Source organism: Halomonas heilongjiangensis (assembly GCF_002879645.1).
Lineage (GTDB): Bacteria > Pseudomonadota > Gammaproteobacteria > Pseudomonadales > Halomonadaceae > Halomonas > Halomonas heilongjiangensis.
Genome location: NZ_PNRE01000043.1, coordinates 1 through 21,699, shown reverse-complemented (window position 1 = coordinate 21,699; position 21,699 = coordinate 1). Strand labels below are relative to the sequence as shown.

The following is a 21,699-nucleotide window of genomic DNA, read 5'->3' as shown; positions in this document are numbered from 1 at the left end:
CAGTGAGGGACGGGACAGCCTGCAGCCTAGCGTTCGACAGGCCGTTGTCGACACGCCTGCGACCAAAGTTGGTCCCCGCCGGCTATTCCGGGCTACGCAGGGCGGCCGCCTCGGCCTTGAGCCTGGCCAGGCGGTCGCCGAACAGGTAGGCGCCGAGGGCCACCAGGATCAGCGCGGCACCGGCGAGCATCGTGGCCGAGGGCTGCTCCCGGTTCAGGGTCATGCCGAGCGTCAGGGCCAGCATCGGGGTGATCAGGGTCACCAGCGCCACGGTGGCGGCGGGCAGCCGCGAGAGGATCAGGAAGTAGCAGAGGAAGCCCAGCAGCGACCCGAACAGCGCCAGATAGAGCACCGACCAGAGCCCGCGGGGGCTGAGCGGGATGGTCAAGGATTCGCCGCTGGTCAGCCACAGGGCGAGAAAGCACGGCAGGCTGAAGGCCAGGGCGCCCAGGGTCTGCTCCAGCGGACCGAGCCCGGCGGCCACCCGCTGCACGGCGATACCGCTGCCGCTGAACAGGGTCACCGCGGCCAGCATCATGGCGAGTGCGGCGAGCTGGTCGCGTCCCAGCGCCAGGCTATCGGCGAACACCACCGCCAGGCCCAGCACGCCGAGGCCGCAGCCGATCCAGTGCCAGCGGCGCAGCTTGGTGGCTCCGGGCAGCGCCTGGAGGATCAGCCCCGAGATCAGCGGCGCCATGCCGAACATCACCGACATCATGCCCGAGGGCAGGCTCATGGAGGCGTGATAGCTCAGCGCCATGGCGCCGAACACCCCGGGCACCGCGGCGGCGTAGCTGGCCAGCGCCCGGCGGTCGCGGCGCAACCGGCCCTGCAGGGCGAGCAGGATCGCCAGGCCGATGAGGAAGGCGATCAGCATGCGCAGCATCACGCTGCCCACCGGGGCGCCGGCCTCGGCGCTCCACTTGATGGCCAGCGGGGTGGAGGCCCACACCAGCACCACGATCAGATAGGCCGGTCCGGTCGGCATGGCGGAAATCCCGGTGGCGTGCCCCTGGGGCAGTGAATTGTTCGAACACTAACCTTTAGCACAAGAAAAGCCGCCGCGTCGATGCGACGCGGCGGCTCGCTGTCACTGCCTGGACGCGGAGGCCCTACTCGGCGTAGCTGGTCTCGGAGTAGAGCACCCGCACCCGCAGGGTGTGCTCCACATGGCGCAGGGCGTCAAGCGCCTGGTGCCCGTAGGCCTTGTCCACGTCGATGACCACGTAACCGACCTTCTCGTTGGTCTGCAGGTACTGGCCGGAGATGTTGATGTCGTTCTCGGAGAGCACCCGGTTGATCTCGGAGAGCACGCCCGGCACGTTGTCGTGGATGTGCAGCAGGCGATGGTTGCCCGGGTGGGCCGGCAGGGCGACCTCCGGGAAGTTGACCGAGGTGACGGTGGTGCCATTGTCGGAGTAGGTGATCAGCTTCTCGGAGACCTCGATGCCGATGTTCTCCTGGGCCTCCAGGGTCGAGCCACCGACGTGCGGGGTGAGGATGACGTTGTCCAGGCCGCGCAGCGGGCTGACGAACTCCTCGTTGTTGCCCTTGGGCTCCACCGGGAAGACGTCGATGGCGGCGCCATTGAGCTTGCCGGCGGAGAGCGCCTCGGCCAGCGCCTCGATCACCACTACACTGCCGCGGGAGGCGTTGATCAGGATGCCGCCCTGCTTCATCAGGGCGATCTGCTCCTGGCCGATCATCCACTTGGTGGAGGGCAGCTCCGGCACGTGCAGGCTGACCACGTCGGCCCGGGCCAGCAGCTCCTCGAGGCTCGCCACCTGACGGGCGTTGCCCATGCCCAGCTTGGCCACCACGTCGTAGTAGATGACGTCGAGGCCCAGCGATTCGGCCAGCACCGAGAGCTGCGAGCCGATGCTGCCGTAGCCGATGATCCCCAGGGTCTTGCCGCGTGCCTCGTGGGAATTCTTCGCCGACTTCAGCCAGCCGCCACGGTGGGCGCGGGCGCTCTTCTCGGGAATGCCGCGCAGCAGCATGATCGCCTCGGCGAGCACCAGCTCGGCCACCGAACGGGTGTTGGAGTAGGGGGCGTTGAACACCGGGATGCCGCGCACCAGCGCCGCGGTCAGGTCGACCTGGTTGGTGCCGATGCAGAAGCAGCCCACGGCGACCAGCTTCTCGGCGGCGGCGAAGACGCGCTCGGTGAGCTGGGTGCGCGAGCGGATGCCGAGGAAGTGGGCATCGCGGATCTTCTCGATCAGCGTCTCCTCGTCGAGCGAGGTCGGCAGGTGCTCGATGTTGGTGTAACCGGCGTTCAGGAAATTGTCCACCGCGCTCTGGTGGACGCCCTCGAGCAGCAGGATCTTGATCTTGCTCTTGTCCAGGGACGTTTTGGCCATGGTCGAATCAACCCCTTCTTCGGTGCGAGCCGCATGCGGTGTCGTGACATTGGAGAGCCTGGTGGCCAGCCGGTCAGGAACGGCCGCGGGCTAGGGCAGGCTCGAATCAGGGCGCCCATGGTAGCACAGCGGGCATGAGCGAAGATGAAAATGCTGCGCTGCTCCAATGAGCCGCCTGCATGTTGCCCGACCTGGTCCCGGGGCAGACGCCCCCCCGGGGAGAGCGTGTATACTGTCGCCTTTCTGGATTCGTGACTGGCAAGGGGTCCCATGGCAGAGCGTGACGAGCGGTCGCCCGACCTGGCGGAAGGCGAGGCGGCCTCGATGGACTTCGCCGCCACCGTCGAGCGGCTCGAGCAGCTGGTGGAACGGCTGGAGTCCGGCGAGCTGTCGCTGGAAGGGTCGCTGGCGGCCTTCGAACAGGGCGTGGGCCTGGCCCGCGATGCCCAGCGCCGCCTGGACGAGGCGGAGCTCAAGGTGCGCACCCTGATCGAGGGGCCCGAAGGGAACGTCGAGCTCGAACCCTTCGCCGCCCCGCCCACGGAGGACGACGGTGAGCGCTGATGCCCTGGTGGACCGTCTGGCCACCGACCGGGCCCGGGTCGACGCTCGCCTCGAGGCGCTTTTCGTGGCGCGCTCGGGGCCGGTGCCCCGGCTCGAGGCGGCGATGCGGCACGGCGTGCTGGTGGGCGGCAAGCGCCTGCGGCCGGTGCTGGTCTACGCCGCCGGGCGCGCCCTGGGGGGGCGTGACGAGGATCTCGACGCCCCGGCCATGGCCCTGGAGCTGATCCATGCCTACTCGCTGGTCCACGACGATCTGCCGGCCATGGACGACGACGACCTGCGCCGCGGCCAGCCCACGGTGCACAAGGCCTTCGACGAAGCCACGGCGATCCTGGCCGGCGATGCCCTGCAGACCCTGGCGTTCGAGGTGCTGGCCCGGGCCGCTCACCCGCGGTTGCCGGCGCTGATGCTGACCCTGGCCGTGGCCGCCGGTCGCGACGGCATGGCTGCCGGCCAGGCACTGGATCTCGCCGCCGTCGGTGGCCACCCGGACGTCGAGGCCCTGGCCACCATGCATGGCCACAAGACCGGCGCGCTGATCCGTGCCGCGGTGCGCCTGGGCGGGCTGGTCGCCGTCGACGAGGAGGATCCGCGACTCGCGGCCCTGGAGGCCTATGCCGAAGCCATCGGCCTGGCCTTCCAGATCCACGACGACGTGCTCGACGTGACCGGCGACACCGCGACCCTGGGCAAGGTCTCCGGTGCCGACGCCGCCCGCGACAAGCCTACCTATCCCGCCTTGCTGGGGCTCGATGGGGCGAGATCGCGGGCCCATGAGCTGGTCGAGGACGCGGTCGCGGCCCTGGCCCCGCTGGGCGGGGCGGGTGCCCCCCTGGTTGACCTCGCGCGCTACATGATCGAGCGTGACCACTGACGACGACAGATGACCCCCATGAAGCTGTTCGATGACATTCCCGTCGAGCGTCCGGCCACGCCGCTGCTCGACACCCTGGAAACGCCGGCCTCCCTGCGCGCCATGTCCATGACACAGCTGCTGCAGGTGGCCGACGAGCTGCGCGCCTACCTGCTCTACAGCGTGGGGGTGAGTGGCGGGCACTTCGGTGCGGGCCTCGGCGTGGTGGAGCTCACCGTGGCCCTGCATCAGGCGCTGGAGACGCCCCACGACCGCCTGGTATGGGACGTGGGGCACCAGGCCTACCCGCACAAGATCCTCACCGGGCGGCGGGAGGCCATGCAGCGGATTCGCCAGTACGGCGGCCTGGCGGCCTTCCCGAGGCGGGCCGAGTCCGCGTACGACACCTTCGGCGTGGGGCACTCCAGCACCTCGATCTCGGCGGCGCTGGGCATGGCCCTGGCCGCCCGCACCCGCGGCGAGCAGCGCCGGGTCTGTGCGGTGATCGGCGACGGCGCACTGACCGCCGGCATGGCCTTCGAGGCCCTGGCCCATGCCGGTCACGTCGATGCCAACCTGCTGGTGGTGCTCAACGACAACGAGATGTCGATCTCCGAGAACGTCGGCGGCATCGCCAGCTACCTGGCGCGGATCCTGGCCAGCAAGCCCTACACCACCATGCGCGAAGGCGGCAAGAAGGTGCTCTCCCACCTGCCCGGTGCCCTCGAGCTGGCGCGGCGCACGGAAGAACACATGAAGGGCATGGTCAGCCCGGCGACGCTCTTCGAGGAGATGGGCTTCAACTACATCGGCCCCATCGACGGTCACGACCTGCCGCTGCTGGTGCAGACCCTGCGCAACATGCGTGACATGGAGGGCCCGCAGTTCCTGCATGTGAAGACCCGCAAGGGCAAGGGCTTCCTGCCCGCCGAGGCCGATCCGATCGGCTACCACGCCATCACGAAGCTGGAAAAGAACGAGCTCGAGAAGCACGGCGGCACCCCGCCGCCGCTCAAACCAGCCGCGCCGGTCAAGAAGAAACTCAAGTACTGCAACGTGTTCGGCGACTGGCTGTGCGACATGGCGGCCGCCGACGAGCGGCTGATCGGCATCACCCCGGCGATGCGCGAGGGATCCGACCTGATCCGCTTCTCCCAGGAGCATCCCGGGCGCTACTACGACGTGGCGATCGCCGAGCAGCATGCGGTGACGCTGGCCGCCGGCCTGGCCTGCGAGGGCATGAAGCCGGTGGTGGCGATCTACTCGACCTTCCTGCAGCGTGGCTACGACCAGTTGATCCACGACGTGGCGGTGCAGGAGCTCGACGTCACCTTCGCCATCGACCGCGCCGGCCTGGTGGGGGAGGACGGCCCCACCCACCATGGCAGTCTCGACCTCTCCTACCTGCGCTGCGTGCCGGGCCTGGTGGTGCTGGCGCCGGCCGACGAGGCCGAGTGCCGCGCCATGCTCAGCGCCGCCTACCACCATCCCGGCCCCGCCGCGGTGCGCTACCCCCGCGGCAGCGGCCCCGGGGTGGAGATCCCCGGGCACCTGGAGCCGCTGGCGATCGGCAAGGCCGAGTTGCGCCGCCGGGGCAGCCGGGTCGCCCTGCTGGCCTTCGGCAGCCTCAATGGCCCGGCGGCGGCGGTCGCCGAAACCTTGGATGCTACCCACCTCAACATGCGCTCCATCAAGCCGCTGGACCGTGACGCCGTGCTCGCCGCGGCCGACGACCACGACCTGCTGGTGACCCTGGAGGAGAACGTGGTGGCCGGTGGCGCCGGGAGCGCGGTCAACGAGCTGCTGGTCGCCGAGGGCGTGCAGGTGGAAGTGCTCAACCTGGGGCTGCCCGACGCCTTCGTCGAGCACGGCAAGCCGGTCGAGCTGCTCGCCGAGTGCGGGTTGGATGCCGACGGCATCGAGGCGTCGATCCGCGCCCGCCTGCCCTGACGCTCCCCTGCTCCGGCCCGGGGTGGGCGATGATCCGTCCCGGTCCTGTTTCTTCCCCCTTGTCAGTCGTCTGCCGGTCCGCTTCCGGCCGTCGTGCTGCCCGTGTGCTTTTCTCCGCTGACTGCCGTGTCGGGTGGCCTCCGATGGCTCCCCGGGCGGAATCCGGCGGCGTCATGGCTGAGTTTGAGTGGCGGCAATTTCTTATATTCGTGTAGACGATTTCCTACAAAGCCTGTAATCAAGCGGTTTTCCCCATGTTCCAGAACGGAACAATTGAAGGCCGTAGGCGATCTTTTGCAGCATTTTGCAGGCCATTCCCGACAAGAACGATGGTCGCGGGGGGGAGCCCGCAAGCCCCGCGACCTGCCGTTGCCCCCGTTTGGCATCCACTCCCTGTGTGATTACCCTCACGCCTCATTAACAGCAATCTTGACGATGCTTGGGCATGGGCCGGTCACCGGCGTGTGCCGTGATGCGCATCCGCCGGTTCGTCCGTCTCGGGCAGCAACACGGCGGTGGCGTCTCCCCCGTTCGTGGCTGTCCGGCAATCGGAGCCGTCCGGCGTGGCATCGTTCGAATGAAAAGCGGGTACGTCAGGGAGCTCCGCCATGGCAAAGGAAGGGACCGTTGCGCCGAAAGAGCGCATCAACATCAAGTATGTGCCGGCCACCGGCGATCAGCAGGCGGAAACCGAGCTGCCGCTCAAGCTGCTGGTGGTGGGGGACTTCAAGGGCGGGGCCGAAGAGACCCCGATCGAGGAGCGCGACAAGGTCTCGGTGGACAAGAACAACTTCCAGTCGGTGATGCGCGAGGCGGGCCTCGGCCTGCAGGCGTCGGTGCCCAATCGCCTCGCCGAGGGCGACGAGCCCACCGACCTGGCGGTGAACCTCGCCTTCAAGTCACTGGACGACTTCGCCCCCGACAGCGTGGCGCGCCAGGTGCCGGAATTGCGCAAGCTGGTCGAGCTTCGCGAGGCCCTGGTCGCCCTCAAGGGGCCGCTGGGCAATGTGCCGGCCTTCCGTGATCGGCTACAGAAACTGCTGGAGAGCGATGAGGCGCGCCAGCAGCTGCTCTCGGAGCTCGAGTTGCTCGATACGAACGACAAGGGTGATGCCTGATACCGCATCGAGCGGGTGACGGCAGGCGACGCTAGCCAGGCATAAGGACGCGAGGCAATTTCATGAGCGATACGGCACAAACGCAGGGTCAGGCCGCCGAGGCCCGGGCCGAAGACTCCCTTCTCGATCAGGTGATGGCGCAGACCCGCATGGCGCCGGCCGATGAAGGCTACGACATCGCCAGGCAGGGCGTGGCGGCGTTCATCGCCGAGCTGCTGCAAAGCGACAGCGATGCGCCCCAGGTCAACAAGTCGGTGGTCGACCGCATGATCGTCGAACTGGACCGCAAGATCGGCAGTCAGGTGGACGAGATCCTCCACGAGCAGGGCTTCCAGCAGCTCGAGTCGGCCTGGCGCGGCCTCAAGCTGCTGGTCGATCGCACCGACTTTCGCGAGAACATCAAGCTCGACCTGCTGCATGCCACCAAGGGCGAGCTGCTCGAGGACTTCGAGTTCGCGCCCGAGCTCAGCCAGAGCGGGCTCTACCAGCACGTCTATGCGGCGGAGTACGGCCAGTTCGGCGGTGAGCCGGTGGCCGGCATCATCGGTCACTACGACTTCTCGCCGTCGACCCCGGACATCAAGCTGCTGCAGTACACCTCGGCCGTGGGGGCCATGGCCCATGCCCCCTTCCTCTCCTCGGTGGCGCCGAGCTTCTTCGGCATCGACAGCTTCGAGGAGCTGCCCAACATCAAGGACTTCAAGGCCATCTTCGAGGGCCCGAAGTACGCCCGCTGGCGCAGCCTGCGCGAGTCCGAGGATGCCCGCTACCTGGGGCTCACCGCACCGCGCTTCCTGCTGCGCATGCCCTACGACCCGGTCGAGAACCCGGTCAAGAGCTTCAACTATCGTGAGACGGTGAGCGAGGACCACGAGCACTACCTGTGGGGCAACACCGCCTACCTGCTCGCCGAGCGGCTCACCGACAGCTTCGCCAAGTACCGCTGGTGCCCCAACATCATCGGCCCCCAGAGCGGAGGCGCCGTCGAGAACCTGCCGGTGCACACCTACGAGGCGCTGGGCCAGTTGCAGGCCAAGATTCCCACCGAGGTGCTGGTCACCGATCGCCGCGAGTTCGAGATGGCCGAGGAGGGCTTCATCTCGCTGACCATGCGCAAGGGCAGCGACAACGCCGCCTTCTTCTCCGCCAACTCGGTGCAGAAGCCCAAGGTCTTCCCCAACACCGCCGAGGGCAAGGCCGCCGAGACCAACTTCAAGCTCGGCACCCAGCTGCCCTACATGTTCATCATCAATCGCCTGGCGCACTACATCAAGGTGCTGCAGCGCGAGCAGATCGGCTCCTGGAAGGAGCGTCAGGATCTCGAGCGCGAGCTCAACGCCTGGATCCGCCAGTACGTCGCCGACCAGGAGAACCCGCCGGCCGAGGTGCGCAGCCGTCGTCCGCTGCGGGCCGCCTCGATCCAGGTCTCGGACGTCGAGGGTGACCCGGGCTGGTATCAGGTCTCCATGGCGGTGCGCCCGCACTTCAAGTACATGGGCGCCAATTTCGAGCTGTCGCTGGTGGGACGCCTCGACAAGGAGTAAGGGAGTGCCGCTGCCATGACCCTTCACCGTGGTGGCGTGCTCGGCAACCGGTTGTTCGAGCGCCTGGCCGGACAGCCGGCCGAGCCAGGGGGCGAAGCGAGCCTTGCCGACACCGTCGCGTCCATCAAGCGTCATCTCGTCGACCTGCTCAACAGCCACCCGGGGCACAGCGAGTGCGCGCCGGAGCTGGGGCTGCTGGACTTCAACGATGCCACCGTCGGTGTGCTCGATCTGGAACTCAATATCCAGCGCGCCATTCGCCAGTGCATCGAGCGTTTCGAGCCTCGCGTGCAACGGGTGGAGGTCGAGTCGTTGCCCCATGGCGGCGACCCCCTGCAACTGCGCTTCCAGGTTCACGCGACCCTGGATCTTGGCCGGGACAACGCTCAGACCACCATCGATCTGCTGCTCAACGACAAACGCTACCAGTGCCTGAACTGAGCACCTAAGCACCCAGGGAACGAGGCGCGCATGCTCAATCGCTACTACCGGGACGAGCTCGACTTTCTGAAGCGGCAGGGGCGGGAGTTCGCCGACGCCAACCCCGGCCTCAGCCGCTTCCTCTCCGAACGCAGCACCGATCCGGATGTCGAGCGCCTGCTGGAGGGCTTCGCCTTCCTGACCGGTCGCATGCGCGAGAAGGTCGAGGACGAGTTCCCCGAGCTGACCCACTCGCTGATCGGCATGCTGTGGCCCAACTACCTGCGCCCGGTACCGAGCATGACGGTGGTGCAGTTCACGCCGAAATGGCACGCCCTGAGCGCCTGCCAGCGTGTCGCGGAGGGCACCTCGCTGGGGTGCCTGCCGGTGGACGGCACGGCCTGCCGCTTCCGTACCTGCCACGAGGTGGCGCTCTACCCCCTCGAGCACGCCGGCGTCGAGGCGCGCCACTCCCGCGAGGCCTCGGTCGTCGAGCTGAATCTCGACGTGCACAGCGACCAGCCGCTCGATGAGCTGGGCATCGACGACCTGCGCCTGCACCTGGGCGGCAACGGCTACACGGCCCGCAGCCTCTACCTGTGGATGAGCCATTACCTGTCGCGCCTCGAGCTCGAGGTCGACGGCGAGCGCCTGTCGCTGCCGGGCAGCCTGCTGCGGCCGGTGGGCTTCGAGCGCGAGCACGCCCTGCTGCCCTATCCGCGCAACGCCTACCAGGGCTACCGCATCCTGCAGGAGTACCTCTGTTTCCCCGAGGCCTTCCACTTCATCGACCTGGCCTCGCTGGGCCGCCACCTGCCCGCGCGTCAGGCGCGACGGTTGACGCTGCGTTTCGTCTTCTCGCGCACCCTGCCGGCCGATGCCCGGGTGCGCGACGAGCACCTGGCGCTCTACTGCACGCCGGCCATCAACCTGTTCTCCCACGACGCCGATCCCATCGACCTGAGCGGCGAGCGCAGCGAGTACCGCATTCGCCCCAGCAGTCGCGTCCCGTCGCACTACGAGGTGTTCAGCGTCGATGCGGTCAACGGCTGGCTGGAAAGCGAGTCCGGCAAGGTGCGCGGCGAGCCGCGCACCTATGTGCCGTTCGAGAGCTTCCAGCACCAGATCGAGCGCGATCGCGACCGCCAGGCGCTCTACTACCGGGTGCGGGTGCGCGACAGCCTGCGCGGCGACGGCTTCGATCACGACATCGCCTTCGTGCGCGGCGACGAACGGGCGTGCCTCGGCATGCGCGAGACCATCTCGCTGCGGCTGACCTGCAGCAACCGCGAGCTGCCCGAGCGGCTGACCGTGGGCGATGTCTGCGTGTCCACCGAGAGCAGCCCCGTGCACGCCGACTTTCGCAACATCACCCGGCCGACACCGGCCCTGCGGCCGACCCTCGACGGCAGCCTGCTGTGGACGCTGATCTCCAACCTGTCGCTCAACTACCTGTCGCTGCTCGAGCGGGACGCGCTCTGCTCGGTGCTGCGCGCCTACGACTTCCGGGCGCTGGTCGACCGCCAGGCGGAGCGCGTCTCCCAGATGCGCCTGGCGGGCATCGCCGCCATCGAGACGCAATCCATCGACCGACTCAAGCGCGGCCTGCCGATACGGGGGCTGCGCTCGGTCATGACCCTCGATCAGGAGGCCTTCGGCGACGAGGGCAGCCTCTACCTGTTCGGCAGCGTGCTGGCACGGTTCTTCTCGCTCTACGCCAGCATCAACTCGTTCCACGAACTGCACGTCATCAATCGACACAACCGTGAGCGCTACACATGGACCTTGCAGTCGGGCCAGCAGCCGCTGATGTAGCGCCGGCGGCCCTGCTCGAGGGGGCCCGACGCTACGACTTCTACCAGCTCGTCGAGCTGCTGCATCGCCACCACGACGATGATCTCGAAGGTGGTGGTGGCGGTAGCGTGCCCGAACGGGTGCGTTACAAGGCGTCGGCGTCGCTGGGCTTCCCCGGCAGCGACGTGGTGGCCCTGGCGCCCGGTGCCGCCGGTGGCTACGAGCTGGAAGTCAGCTTCCTCGGGCTGCAGGGGGCCCAGTCGCCGCTGCCCGGCTACTACCTCGAGAGCCTTGCCCACGACGCCGCGCACCACGAGGGCGCCGCCGGCGACTTCCTCGATTTCTTCAATCATCGCCTGCTGACCCTGGTCCATCGCGCCTGGCGCAAGTATCGCCACTATGTGCGCTACCAGGATGGCGCCAGCGACGGCTTCTCCGCCGCCATCTTCGCCCTGGTGGGGCTGGCCGACAGCGAGCTGCGCGGCGAGACGCCGATCAACTGGAGCAAGATGCTCGCCTACGCCGGCCTGCTGGCGGGGCGGTCGCGCTCGCCGGAGGTGGTGTGCAGCATCGTTGGCCACTGCTTCGACCTCGACGACGTCCACCTCGAGGAGTGGGTCCACCGCTGGGTCGACATTCCCGAGGACCAGCGCAGCCGCTCCGGCAGGTCGGCGATGACGCTGGGCGAGGACATGATCGCCGGTGAACGCGTCGCCGACATCGGCGGCAAGTTCGCGCTCTGCCTGAGGGGCCTGAGCCTCGAGCGCTTCCGCGACTTCCTGCCCGACGGGGGCGAACACGCGCCGCTCAGGACCCTGGTGGACTTCGTGCTGCGCGAGCCGCTGGCCTACGACCTGGAGCTCGAGCTGCTGCCCAGTGCCGTGCGACCGATGCGCCTGGGCGAAGCCGGCAGCTGCCAGCTCGGCTGGACCACCTTCGTCGACCCCGAGTCCGGTGATGCCTCCAGGCGCCGCCGGGTACGCATCCAGATGACAGGCTGAACGCCCATGCAAGCCGCTTACCCTCATGCCACCGAGCGCCATGCCACTGCCCACACGGCCATCACCCTGGTGGTCATCAACAGCGAGCGCCTGGAAGGCCGCTCCACCAGCAGCCACGTCTTCCACGAGGCCGGGGGCTCCCTGGGCAGCGGGGCGGGCGACGACTGGTTGCTGCAGGACCATGCCGGGCGCATCCGCCCCGGTCACGCCCAGATCCAGCGCCAGGACGGCCGCTTCTGCCTGATCGACCGCAGCGGCCATACCTTCATCAACCACGCCACCCTGCCGCTCGGCCGTGACCGGCGGGTCGCCCTGCGCGACGGCGACGAGCTGCGCCTCGGCGAGTATCACCTGCGGGTGCACCTCGGCGATCGCCAGGCCAGTCAGCCCGGGGCCCAGCCGCTGACGGCGCTGATCAACGAGGAGCAGGAGGCGCTGGCGGGGCAGGGCATGCCGCTGGTCCAGGCCTCGTCGGCGGCGGGCCTGGCGCCGCCGCGGCATGACGACCCCCTGGAGGCGCTCGGCGAAGCGACGCCCGGTGCCAGCCATCGCGACCCGCTCACCGCCCTGGAGCACCCCGACGAGGAGGCGATCGACTTCACCGATCCCCTGCTCGACGAGCTGGAAGGCGCGACCACGGTGGCAGCGGACTATCACCCACGGGGCCGGCACGAGACGGTGCGCACCGAGCCGACGATTCGACGACACGAGGACACCACGGAGATGAACAGGGAAATGGATGAACGGCTGCTGAACGACCTGGAACGCTCGGTCGGCGAGCAACTCGAGGACCGCTGGCAGGAGGCGACGCCGGTCGCCACCGGGCATGTCGGCGCGGATCCCCTGCTGCGTGCCCTGGGCGCCGACCTGCGCTTCCGCGACAGCGAAGAGCAGCAGGCCTTCCTCGAGGAGGCCGGCAATACCCTGCGCGCCGCCATCGATGGCCTGCAGGCGCTGCACCAGGCCCAGGACGACAGCCGCTATCCGCTGCGCGATCGGCGCTTGCAGCCCATCGAGGACAACCCCCTGCGCCTGGGGCAGCCCTACGGCGAGACCGTGGAGACGCTGTTCTCCGCCCGGCGCAGTCCGGTGCATCTCTCGGCACCGGCGGCCGTGGCCGAGTGCCTGGCCCACCAGGGGCAGCACCAGGCGGCGGTCGAGGAGGCCATCGGCCAGGCGTTGCAGTCGATTCTCGACGCCTTCGCGCCCGACGCCCTGCTCAAGCGCTTCCATGCCTACCGCGGTGCCGGTAACCGCCTCGAGGACGAGGGGGGCTGGGCCTGGGAGATGTATCGCCACTACTACCAGGAGCTGAACTCCGGCCGACAGCAGGGCTTCGCCAAGCTGTTCTGGGAGGTCTTCGAGCAGGCCTACGACCAGTCGGTGCGCCGCCAGCAGCGGGAGGGCGCATGAGCACGACTCGACAACTGGCCTGGCTGTGGGTGGTCGTGGCGGCGCTGCTGCTCGGCGGCTGTGCCTCGACCCGTGAAGCGGCCGGCAAGACCTGGCAGGTCATGAAGGATCCCGCGATCCCGGTGGGCTATCCCGAGACGCGGCCGACCCGGGTCGACCTCGCCATGGTCGCCGAGCCCGGGGTCAACCCCAACGTCGACGGCGACGGCACGCCGCTGCGCTTCCAGATCCTGCAGCTCAAGGACGACTCCATGCTGATGGCCGCCGACCATGACCAACTGCGCGACGACCTCGAGGAGGCCCTGGGCACCAACTACCTGACCCATGACGACTTCACCCTGCTGCCCGGGCAGTGGAAGTTCTACGAGCCCTTCGAGGTCGACGAACAGACGCGCTACATCGGCATCATCGCCTTCTACAGCGCCCCCGATCAGGCCCAGTGGAAGAAGGTGGTCAAGATCGATGCCCAGGGCGGTGACTACCACCTGCTGGTGCAACTGCGTGAGCTCGAGGCCGAGCTGAGGAAGGAAGACTGATGGCCAGCCGCAACCGAGTGGTATGGAGCGAAGGGCTGTTCATCAAGCCGCAGCACTTCCAGCAGCAGCAGCGCAGCCTGGAGGGGCTGCTCGATGCCCGCCTGCGTGGCGTCAGCCACTACCTCCACGGCTTTTTGATGCTGGAGCTCAACGCCGAGTTCCTGAGCTTCGGGCGGATCGCCATCAGTCGTGCCAGCGGGGTGATGCCGGACGGCACCGCCTTCCAACTGCCCGACGACGACATCGAACCGCAGCCGCTGGAGATCGACGACCCGGGCATCACCAACCAGATCGTCTACCTGGGCCTGCCGCTGGCCACCGACGCGGTGGGCGAGGTGCGCTGGCCCGGCGACGACCTGCCGGCGCGCTATCGGCTCTCCCAGCGCGGCGTGCGCGACCTGCACTCCCGCGACGGCGACAGCACCGAGCTCGACGTGGCGCAGGTCGCCCCCCGCCTGCTGCTCGAGCGCGACGACCGCAGCGCCTACGCCTGCCTGGCGGTGGCGCGCATCGTCGAGCGGCGCCCCGACGGCAGCCTGGTGCTCGACGAGCAGTTCCTGCCGACCCTGCTCAACGTCCAGGCGGCGCCCTCCCTGCAACGCTTCGTCGGCGAGATGGCCGGCCTGATGCGCGAGCGGGCGCGCAACATCGCCCAACGCCTCTCGACGCCTCACCAGACCGGGGTAGCCGACGTCTCCGACTTCATGCTGCTGCAGCTGCTCAACCGGGCCCAGCCACGCTTCCAGCACCTGGCACGCCTCGGGCAGCTGCACCCGGAGCGGCTCTTCGACACCATGCTCGAGACCGCCAGCGAGCTGGTCACCTTCACCGACGAGTCGCGGTTGCCGCCGGAGTACCCGGCCTACGACCACGACCACCCCGAGCGCGCCTTCCGCATGCTGATGCAGGGCCTGCGCCAGGCGCTGTCGACGGTGCTCGAGCCACGGGCCCTGGCGATCCAGCTGCAGGCGCGCCGCTATGGCCTGCTGGTCGCGCCGCTGTCGGATGCGGGGCTGCTCGAGGACGCCGACTTCATCCTCGCGGTACGCGCCGACATGCCCAACGAGCGGCTGCGCAAGCTGTTCCTGCAGCAGACCAAGGTGGCCAGCGTCGAGCGCATCCGCGACCTCATCAGCCTGCAACTGCCGGGGGTGCCGCTGGAGCCGCTGCCGGTGGCGCCACGCGAGCTGCCCTATCACGCCGGTTACAGCTACTTCCGGCTCGACCGTCAGAGCCAGGCCTGGAGCATGCTCGACGGCGCCAGCGGTTTCGCCTTCCACGTGGCGGGCGAATTTCCCGGCCTGGAAATGCAGTTCTGGGCGATCAGGAGCTAAGCCATGCAAGATCTTGCCACGCAATTCGACCCCGATGCCGGTGCCATCGACCGCTACTCCCCCACCCGCCACGAGGATCGCATCAACGAGCGGGGGCTGGAGCGGCTGATCCATAGCCATGCCGAGCACCTGGACGCCGACGAGGACTACTGGTTCCGCCTGCGCGGCCACAACCTCAACCCGCTGGTGGATGCCGCCAGCTCGCTGCTGGGCATGGTGGTGCGGGTGCGCCAGCTCGACACCATGGGCGACATCGAGCGGCTCTATCGCCAGGTGGTCGACGAGGTCTCGGCGATCGAGATCGAGCTCACCGAGCAGGGCTACGACCGACCGACCCTGCTGGCGTACCGCTATGTGCTCTGCTCGTTCATCGACGAAGCCGTGATGGGTACCGCCTGGGGGCAGCAGAGCAAGTGGGCGGAGCACTCGCTGCTGACCCGCTTCCACAACGAGACCTGGGGGGGCGAGAAGGTCTTCTCGATCCTCTCCCGGTTGCAGCAGGAGCCGCAGCGCTATCGCGACATGCTGGCCTTCATCTACCTCTGCCTGTGCCTGGGCTTCGAGGGCCGCTACCGGGTCATGACCCATGGCCGCGAGGAGTACGAGCACGTGGTGCGCGCCCTGGGTGACCAGCTCGCGGCGCTCGGCGATACCCCCGACGACATGCTGACCCGGCCGCTCGACAACGTGGTGCCGGGGCGCCGGCGCCACGGCCGGGGCCTGCCGGTGTGGGGGGTATTCGCGCTGTTCGGCGCGGCCATGGTGGGGGCCTATCTGGGGTTCTCGTGGTCGCTGGACCAGCAGGCGGCCCAGGTCGGCGCCCTACTCGATCAGATTTACCGTTAGGAGACACCATGCTCAGGGTAGAGCTTCCGGCACTCATCGGCCGACTCAACGCCATCTCCCGCCAGGGGCTCGAACAGGCCGCGCTCCTGTGCGCCGAGCAGCAGGCCCCGGAGGTCACCGTCGGCCACCTGCTCCAGGCGCTGATCGACCAGCCGCTGTGCGACCTGCGCTGCCTGCTCGACGGGCAGGGCATCGAGGCCCTCGACCTGCGCGCCCGGCTCGCCGAGGAGTCGCGGCCGCCGCGCGACCTCGAGGTGGCCACGCCGAGCTTCTCGCCGCTGCTGGTCGAGCTGCTGCAGGACGCCTGGCTGCTGGCGACCACCGAGTTCGCCCACGAGGCCCTGCGCAGCGGGATGATCTTCACCGCCCTGCTGCACAACAGCGGCCGTTACCTGGGGCCGAAGAGCGCCGCGCTGCTGGCCGAGATCAACCGCGAGAGCCTGCGCCGCGACTTCGAGCGGCTGACCCGGGACTCCGCCGAGGCGCCCCGGGATCAGGAGCCAAGCGCGGGTCGCCGCCAGCCCGGCGCGAGCCAGGGCGACAGCGCCCTGGCCCGCTTCGCCACCTCGCTGACCGATCAGGCGCGGCGCGGCGAGCTCGACCCGGTGCTGTGCCGTGACCCGGAGATCGACCAGATGCTCGACATCCTCGGCCGCCGGCGCAAGAACAACCCCATCGTCATCGGCGACGCCGGGGTCGGCAAGAGCGCGGTGGTCGAGGGGCTCGCCGCGCGCATCGTGGCCGGCGAGGTGCCGGCGGCGCTGGCCGACGTCGAGCTGCTGGCGCTCGACCTCGGCGCCCTGCAGGCCGGTGCCGCGGTCAAGGGCGAGTTCGAGAAGCGCCTCAAGGCGGTGATCGACGAGGTCAAGAACGCCCCGCGGCCGACCCTGCTGTTCATCGACGAGGCCCACACCCTGATCGGCGCCGGCAACACGGAAGGCGGCGGCGACGCCGCCAACCTGCTCAAGCCGGCCCTGGCGCGGGGCGAGCTGCGTACCATCGCCGCCACCACCTGGCGCGAGTACAAGAAGTACTTCGAGAAGGACCCGGCGCTGTCGCGGCGTTTCCAGCCGGTGGCGCTGTCCGAGCCCAGCGTCGAGCAGGCGCTGGTGATCCTGCGCGGCCTGCGCGACGTCTACGAGCGCGCCCACGGGGTGCTGGTCGGCGACAGCGGGCTGCGTGCCGCCGCCGAACTCTCGGCCCGCTACCTGGCCGGCCGCAAGCTGCCCGACAAGGGTATCGACGTCCTCGATACCGCCTGCGCGCGGCTCTCCCAGGCGCTGGACACCCCGCCGCGCCGGCTCAGCCACCTCAAGAGCGAGCACCTGGCCGCCCGGCGCGAGCGCGACCAGCTCGACCGCGAGACGCAGCTCGGGCGCCGCCCGGACGCGGCCCACCTGGCCGAGCTGGAGGAGCGGCTGGCCCGCCTCGACGACGAGCTGGCCACGCTGGAGCATGCCTGGCAGGCCCAGCGCGACTGTGTCGATGCGATCCTGGCCTTGCACCGCCAACTGCTCGACGACGAGGCCGACGAGGCCGACCACGACAGCCTGCGGGCGGCGCTGGTCGAGCAGGAGGCGAGGCTCAGCGACCTGCAGCAGGAGTTCGCGCTGGTCAACGCCAGCGTCGAGGAGGCGCAGATCGCCCAGGTCATCGGCGACTGGACCGGGGTGCCGGTGGAGCGCATGACCAGCGACGAGCTGACCCGTCTCACCGAGCTGCCCGAGACCCTGGGCCGGCTGGTGCAGGGCCAGGAGCTGGCCATCGCCCGCGTCCATCGCCACCTGCTCACCGCCCGCGCCGACCTGCGTCGCCCGGGCCGGCCGCTGGGCGCCTTCCTGCTGGTCGGCCCCAGCGGGGTGGGCAAGACCGAGACCGTGGTGCAGATCGCCGAAGGCCTCTACGGCGGCCGCCAGTTCCTGACCACCATCAACATGTCCGAGTACCAGGAGAAGCACACCGTCTCGCGGCTGATCGGCTCGCCGCCGGGCTACGTGGGCTTCGGCGAGGGCGGCCTGCTGACCGAGGCGATCCGCCAGCGCCCCTACTCGGTGGTACTGCTCGACGAGGTCGAGAAGGCCCACCCGGACGTGCTCAACCTCTTCTACCAGGCCTTCGACAAGGGCGAGCTGGCCGACGGCGAAGGGCGGCTGATCGACTGCCGGAACGTGGTGTTCTTCCTCACCTCGAACCTCGGCTTTGAAGCCATCGTGGCTCATGCCGACGACCCTGCGGCCCTGGACGAGGCGCTCTACCCGGTGCTGGCGGACTTCTTCAAGCCGGCGCTGCTGGCGCGCATGGAGGTGGTCCCCTATGTCCCGCTGGGCGCCGACACCCTGCGCGACATCGTGCTCGCCAAGCTCGACACCCTGGGCCAGCGCATTCGCGAGCGTCATCGCCAGGCCGAGGTGGTCCTCGACCCGGCGCTGGCCGACGCGATCTGCCTGCGGGCCACCCGCAGCGAGAACGGCGCGCGGATGCTCGAATCGGTGATCGACGGCGAACTGTTGCCGCCGGTCTCCCGGGCCCTGCTCGATCGCATGGCGCGCCGCGAGCCGGTGACGCGCGTGGCGCTGGGCGTCGAGGCCGACAGCGGCGCCTTTACCGCGGAGGTGGAGTAAGGGCATGGGCGTGAGGGCGATCGACCGGCGGCGTAACGAGGGCGGCCAGCCGACGGGGCCGGGCCTCGTCGGCATGGCCAGGGCCCTGGCGCTGGTCGAGAGCGCCACGCCCGCCGAACTGCGCGAGCGCGGCTGCGGGCTGCTGCGCGACGGCCAGGGGCTCGCCTGGGTGGCCTGCCTCTACCTCGAGGAGAGCGGGCGCTGGCTGGGCAGCGACGGCGACGGCGCCCGGCTGGCCTGTGACGACTTCCGCCACCCCTATGCCCACGCCATCCGCCAGGGCAAGCCGTTGCGGCTGGGCCTGGCGGAGGCCCGCACGCGGCTCGACCACCCGGACTTCCAGGCCCAGGTGGCCGCGCTGCCCGGCACCCTGCAGCTCGAGGTCCGCCCGCTGCGGGCCCTGGACGGCGAGCGGGAGTGGCTCGGTGCCCTGGCCATGGCCGGCGATGACACCGTGCTGGCGGGCCTCGCGGAGGATGCCGAGTTCGCCGCCTTCGAATCGCTGCTGTGCCGGCTGTGGGCCCGGCTGTCGCGCCACCAGGGGGAGCGCCACCGCGAGGCGCGGCTGCGCCAGTCCCTGGCCCAGCTCAACGATGGCGCACGACGCCAGGCCCTGGCCGAGCGGCTGGCGGAAGACCTGCTGGGCACGTCGGCCGCCATGCAGACGCTGCGCCGCCAGGTCGTGCGCGCCGCCGAGACCAACCTCGCGGTGCTGCTGCAGGGCGAGACCGGCACCGGCAAGGATCGCGTGGCGCGAGCCCTTCATCGGCTGTCGGCCCGTCACGCCGGGCCCTTTATGGCGATCAACTGCGCCGCCATTCCCGAAGCGCTGCTCGAGTCGGAGCTGTTCGGCCATGCCAGGGGCGCCTTCTCCGGGGCCGACCAGGCCCGCGAGGGCCTGATCAGCCAGGCCGACGGCGGCACCCTGTTCCTCGACGAGATCGGCGACATGCCGCTGCCGCTGCAGGCCAAGCTGCTGCGAGTACTGGAAAGCGGCCGCTACCGCCCGCTGGGCGCCAGCGAGGAGCGCCAGGCCGACCTGCGCCTGGTGGCGGCGACGCACCAGCCGCTGCGCGAGCGGATTCGCGACCAGCGCTTCCGTGCCGACCTCTACTACCGGCTGGGGCAGTTCCCGCTGACCCTGCCGCCGCTGCGCGAACGGCGCGAGGACATCGCCCGGCTGGCCGAGGCCTTCGCCGCCGATTTCAGTGCCCGTGAAGGGCGCGACGAGCTCGGCATCACCCCGGCCGCCCTGCGGCAGCTGCGCGAACGCGACTACCCCGGCAACGTGCGCGAACTGAAGAACCTGATCGACTACGCCTGTGCCATGACCCGGCCGGGGGACGATATCGAGCCCCTGGCCCTGCCCGGACAGCCGGAGCCCGAGGACACGGCCCCGGGCAGCGGTGCCGACGGAGATGACAACGCGGCCGCGGCCGCGAGCAAGGTGCACGATCTGCGCCGTGCCCTGCGTGACTACGAGGCCGACCTGATCCGCCAGCGCCTGCTGCTGTTCGGCGGCAATCGCGCCCTGGCCGCCGAGAGTCTCGGCCTGCCCAAGCGGACCCTGGCACACAAGTGCCGACAGCTGGAACTGGATGCCAAATGAGAGTGAGCTTCACGATTCGCCCGGCGCTGTGGCTGGGGCTGGCCATGGTGCTGTTCAACAGCGTTGGCGCGCTGGCCGCCGAGGAGCTGCTGGAGAGCGCCCACGAGTGCGCCGTGCTGGATTCGCGGCTGGAGCGGCTGGGGTGCTACGACGCCCTCTTCCAGGCCGCCGAGGACGTATCGGCGGGCGGTGATCCCCGGTCGGCGCTGTGGCATGCGATCAACGCCCAGGAGGCGGCACGGGACGGTGACGACATGGGCCTGCTGGTGCGCGAGCGCAGCGACGGCGTGCTGATGAGCGTGCCGGCACTGGGCAGCGTGCCGCCGCGCCCGCAACTGGTCATCGCCTGCGAGAAGTCGATCACCCGTTTCCAGCTGCATCTGCCGACGGCCGTGAACGCGCCGCGTGCCCGGCTGCGCCTGGTGGCCGCCGGCCGCGAGCAGCAGCAGGAGTGGCGGGTGCGCGACGGCGGCTACGTGGTCAGCGGTGGCCGGGGCCTGCCGGCCATTGCCACCCTGCGTCAGCTGCTCGACGCCGACGAGCTGGTGCTGGGCAGCGACCTCGGCGTGCTGGATGGCCTGCGCTTCGAGCTCTCGGAGCTGCGTCGGCACATACAACCGCTGCGCGACGCCTGTCGCTGGTAAGGAGCCTGGCATGCGAATCACCAGTGAAGCGCACCTGGCGCCCCTGCTGGCGCCCCTGGAACCCGACGGGGTGGGCCGGCCTCTCGACGACAGCGGCGACTACGCCTGGCTCGACGAGGAGATGATGAAGATCGGCTCGCTGCAGCATGGCGAGGTCGACTGGGAAGGTGCCGAGGCGCGGGCGGCGAGACTGCTCGGCCAGGCCGGCAAGGACCTCAAGGTGCTCGGCCACCTGCTGCACTGCCTGCAGCGCGGGGGCGACGGCGTGCGTTTCGCCCTGTCGCTGCACCTGCTGGCGGGCAGTCTCGAGCAGTGGTGGGACCGGGCCTACCCCTTCCAGGGGCCGAAGGGCGCGCGATTGCGGCCCCGCCTGTTCCGCCAGTTCACCCAGCGGGCGGCGGCGCTCGCCGAGCCGCTCGACTTCAGCAATGCGGAAGACGAGCACCAGGCCTGCCAGGCCGCCCTCGATGCGCTGCTGGCCGGCGCGCGGGATCGACAGTTGCCGGACGACGCCCTGGTGGAGCTGCGCCGTCAGCTGCAGCAGGCACGGCCCCGTCAGGCGTCGTCGGCGCCGGCGGCCACCAGGCGCGGTGCCGCCGGCGAGGCGCTCGTCACCACGCGCGGCCGTGACGAGGCGCCGCCGGCGGCGAAGATGCCGGAGATGCGCCTGGAAGCCGGCAACGAGCGCGGTAACCGCCAGGCGCTGCTCAAGATGGCCGACTTCCTCGACGAGCAGTCACCGGGGGAGGCGCTGTGCTATCGGCTGCGCCGCCATGCGATCTGGGGCGCCATCCAGGCGCTGCCGGCCTCCCGCGACGGCGGGCGCACCGAGCTGGCGCCGGTGGCCGCCGACCGCGTGGCGGACTACCGCGATGCCCTGGCCCGCGGCGGCGACGCCGAGTTGTGGCGGCGCATCGAGAACAGCCTGGCGGTCAGCCCCTACTGGCTCGAGGGGCATCGGCTGAGCGCGACCCTGGCCGAGCGGCTCGGCCATCCGCGCTGCGCCGAGGCGATTCGCGACGAGGCGGCCCGCTTCGTCGCGCGGCTGCCCGGCCTGGAGGCGCTGAGCTTCAACGACGGCAGCCCCTT

The 21,699-nt window shown here is 69.8% G+C and carries 18 protein-coding genes; 16 read left to right on the top strand and 2 right to left on the bottom strand.

From position 1 onward, the window contains the following. Window positions 1-82 precede the first annotated feature (82 nt). Together C1H66_RS09605 and serA are read right to left on the bottom strand one after the other, a co-directional pair. Window positions 83-988 (bottom strand): DMT family transporter, encoded by a 906-nt coding sequence (locus tag C1H66_RS09605; RefSeq protein WP_102627668.1) that lies wholly within the window; start codon window positions 986-988, stop codon window positions 83-85. 124 nt (window positions 989-1,112) lie between these two features. Continuing rightward, window positions 1,113-2,363 carry a phosphoglycerate dehydrogenase gene (gene serA / locus C1H66_RS09600; protein ID WP_102627667.1) on the bottom strand — a complete coding sequence of 417 codons (1,251 nt, stop codon included), beginning with the start codon at window positions 2,361-2,363 and terminating at the stop codon, window positions 1,113-1,115. 270 nt (window positions 2,364-2,633) lie between these two features. Here serA and C1H66_RS09595 point away from each other — a divergent pair, with 270 nt between their 5' ends. From C1H66_RS09595 to tssA, 16 genes are all read left to right on the top strand, one after another. Next, window positions 2,634-2,927 (top strand): exodeoxyribonuclease VII small subunit, encoded by a 294-nt coding sequence (locus C1H66_RS09595; protein ID WP_102627666.1) that lies wholly within the window; start codon window positions 2,634-2,636, stop codon window positions 2,925-2,927. Beyond that, window positions 2,917-3,801, top strand: coding sequence for a polyprenyl synthetase family protein (locus C1H66_RS09590; protein ID WP_102627665.1), 885 nt, complete (start codon window positions 2,917-2,919; stop codon window positions 3,799-3,801). The genes C1H66_RS09595 and C1H66_RS09590 overlap by 11 nt, the downstream gene beginning before the upstream one ends. An 18-nt stretch (window positions 3,802-3,819) precedes the next feature. Next, window positions 3,820-5,730: a 1-deoxy-D-xylulose-5-phosphate synthase gene (gene dxs, locus C1H66_RS09585; protein ID WP_102627715.1), complete on the top strand. Its 1,911-nt coding sequence runs from the start codon at window positions 3,820-3,822 to the stop codon at window positions 5,728-5,730. Window positions 5,731-6,338: 608 nt separating this feature from the next. Then, window positions 6,339-6,848, top strand: a complete 510-nt coding sequence (tssB, locus tag C1H66_RS09580) for a type VI secretion system contractile sheath small subunit (protein WP_102627664.1) — start codon at window positions 6,339-6,341, stop codon at window positions 6,846-6,848. A 62-nt stretch (window positions 6,849-6,910) separates the two neighbouring features. Further along, window positions 6,911-8,392, top strand: a complete 1,482-nt coding sequence (gene tssC, locus C1H66_RS09575; protein ID WP_102627663.1) for a type VI secretion system contractile sheath large subunit — start codon at window positions 6,911-6,913, stop codon at window positions 8,390-8,392. Window positions 8,393-8,407: 15 nt separating this feature from the next. Then, the gene (tssE, locus tag C1H66_RS09570) at window positions 8,408-8,833 is read left to right on the top strand and encodes a type VI secretion system baseplate subunit TssE (protein WP_102627662.1); all 426 of its coding nucleotides are present in this window, start codon (window positions 8,408-8,410) and stop codon (window positions 8,831-8,833) included. A gap of 30 nt (window positions 8,834-8,863) precedes the next feature. Continuing rightward, complete coding sequence (tssF, locus tag C1H66_RS09565; RefSeq protein WP_102627661.1) at window positions 8,864-10,627, top strand: type VI secretion system baseplate subunit TssF; 1,764 nt, start codon at window positions 8,864-8,866, stop codon at window positions 10,625-10,627. Next, entirely contained in the window at window positions 10,591-11,607 is a 1,017-nt protein-coding gene (gene tssG, locus C1H66_RS09560) for a type VI secretion system baseplate subunit TssG (RefSeq protein WP_102627660.1), read from the top strand. The genes tssF and tssG overlap by 37 nt, the downstream gene beginning before the upstream one ends. A 6-nt stretch (window positions 11,608-11,613) precedes the next feature. After that, window positions 11,614-13,020: a type VI secretion system-associated FHA domain protein TagH gene (gene tagH, locus C1H66_RS09555; protein ID WP_102627659.1), complete on the top strand. Its 1,407-nt coding sequence runs from the start codon at window positions 11,614-11,616 to the stop codon at window positions 13,018-13,020. After that, window positions 13,017-13,556, top strand: coding sequence for a type VI secretion system lipoprotein TssJ (gene tssJ, locus C1H66_RS09550; protein WP_102627658.1), 540 nt, complete (start codon window positions 13,017-13,019; stop codon window positions 13,554-13,556). The genes tagH and tssJ overlap by 4 nt, the downstream gene beginning before the upstream one ends. Next, window positions 13,556-14,890, top strand: a complete 1,335-nt coding sequence (gene tssK / locus C1H66_RS09545; RefSeq protein WP_102627657.1) for a type VI secretion system baseplate subunit TssK — start codon at window positions 13,556-13,558, stop codon at window positions 14,888-14,890. Before tssJ ends, tssK begins: the two co-directional genes overlap by 1 nt. Before the next feature lie 3 nt (window positions 14,891-14,893). Further along, complete coding sequence (gene icmH / locus C1H66_RS09540) at window positions 14,894-15,736, top strand: type IVB secretion system protein IcmH/DotU (protein WP_102627656.1); 843 nt, start codon at window positions 14,894-14,896, stop codon at window positions 15,734-15,736. 8 nt (window positions 15,737-15,744) lie between these two features. After that, a complete protein-coding gene (tssH, locus tag C1H66_RS09535) occupies window positions 15,745-18,357 on the top strand; it encodes a type VI secretion system ATPase TssH (RefSeq protein ID WP_102627655.1) in 2,613 nt (870 codons plus the stop codon). 4 nt (window positions 18,358-18,361) lie between these two features. Next, complete coding sequence (locus C1H66_RS09530; RefSeq protein ID WP_102627654.1) at window positions 18,362-19,966, top strand: sigma-54 interaction domain-containing protein; 1,605 nt, start codon at window positions 18,362-18,364, stop codon at window positions 19,964-19,966. Beyond that, window positions 19,963-20,610, top strand: a complete 648-nt coding sequence (gene vasI, locus C1H66_RS09525; protein WP_102627653.1) for a type VI secretion system-associated protein VasI — start codon at window positions 19,963-19,965, stop codon at window positions 20,608-20,610. The genes C1H66_RS09530 and vasI overlap by 4 nt, the downstream gene beginning before the upstream one ends. A gap of 10 nt (window positions 20,611-20,620) precedes the next feature. Next, window positions 20,621-21,699, top strand: a 1,079-nt coding sequence (gene tssA, locus C1H66_RS09520; RefSeq protein WP_102627652.1) for a type VI secretion system protein TssA, incomplete at its 3' end; no start/stop codon positions are given.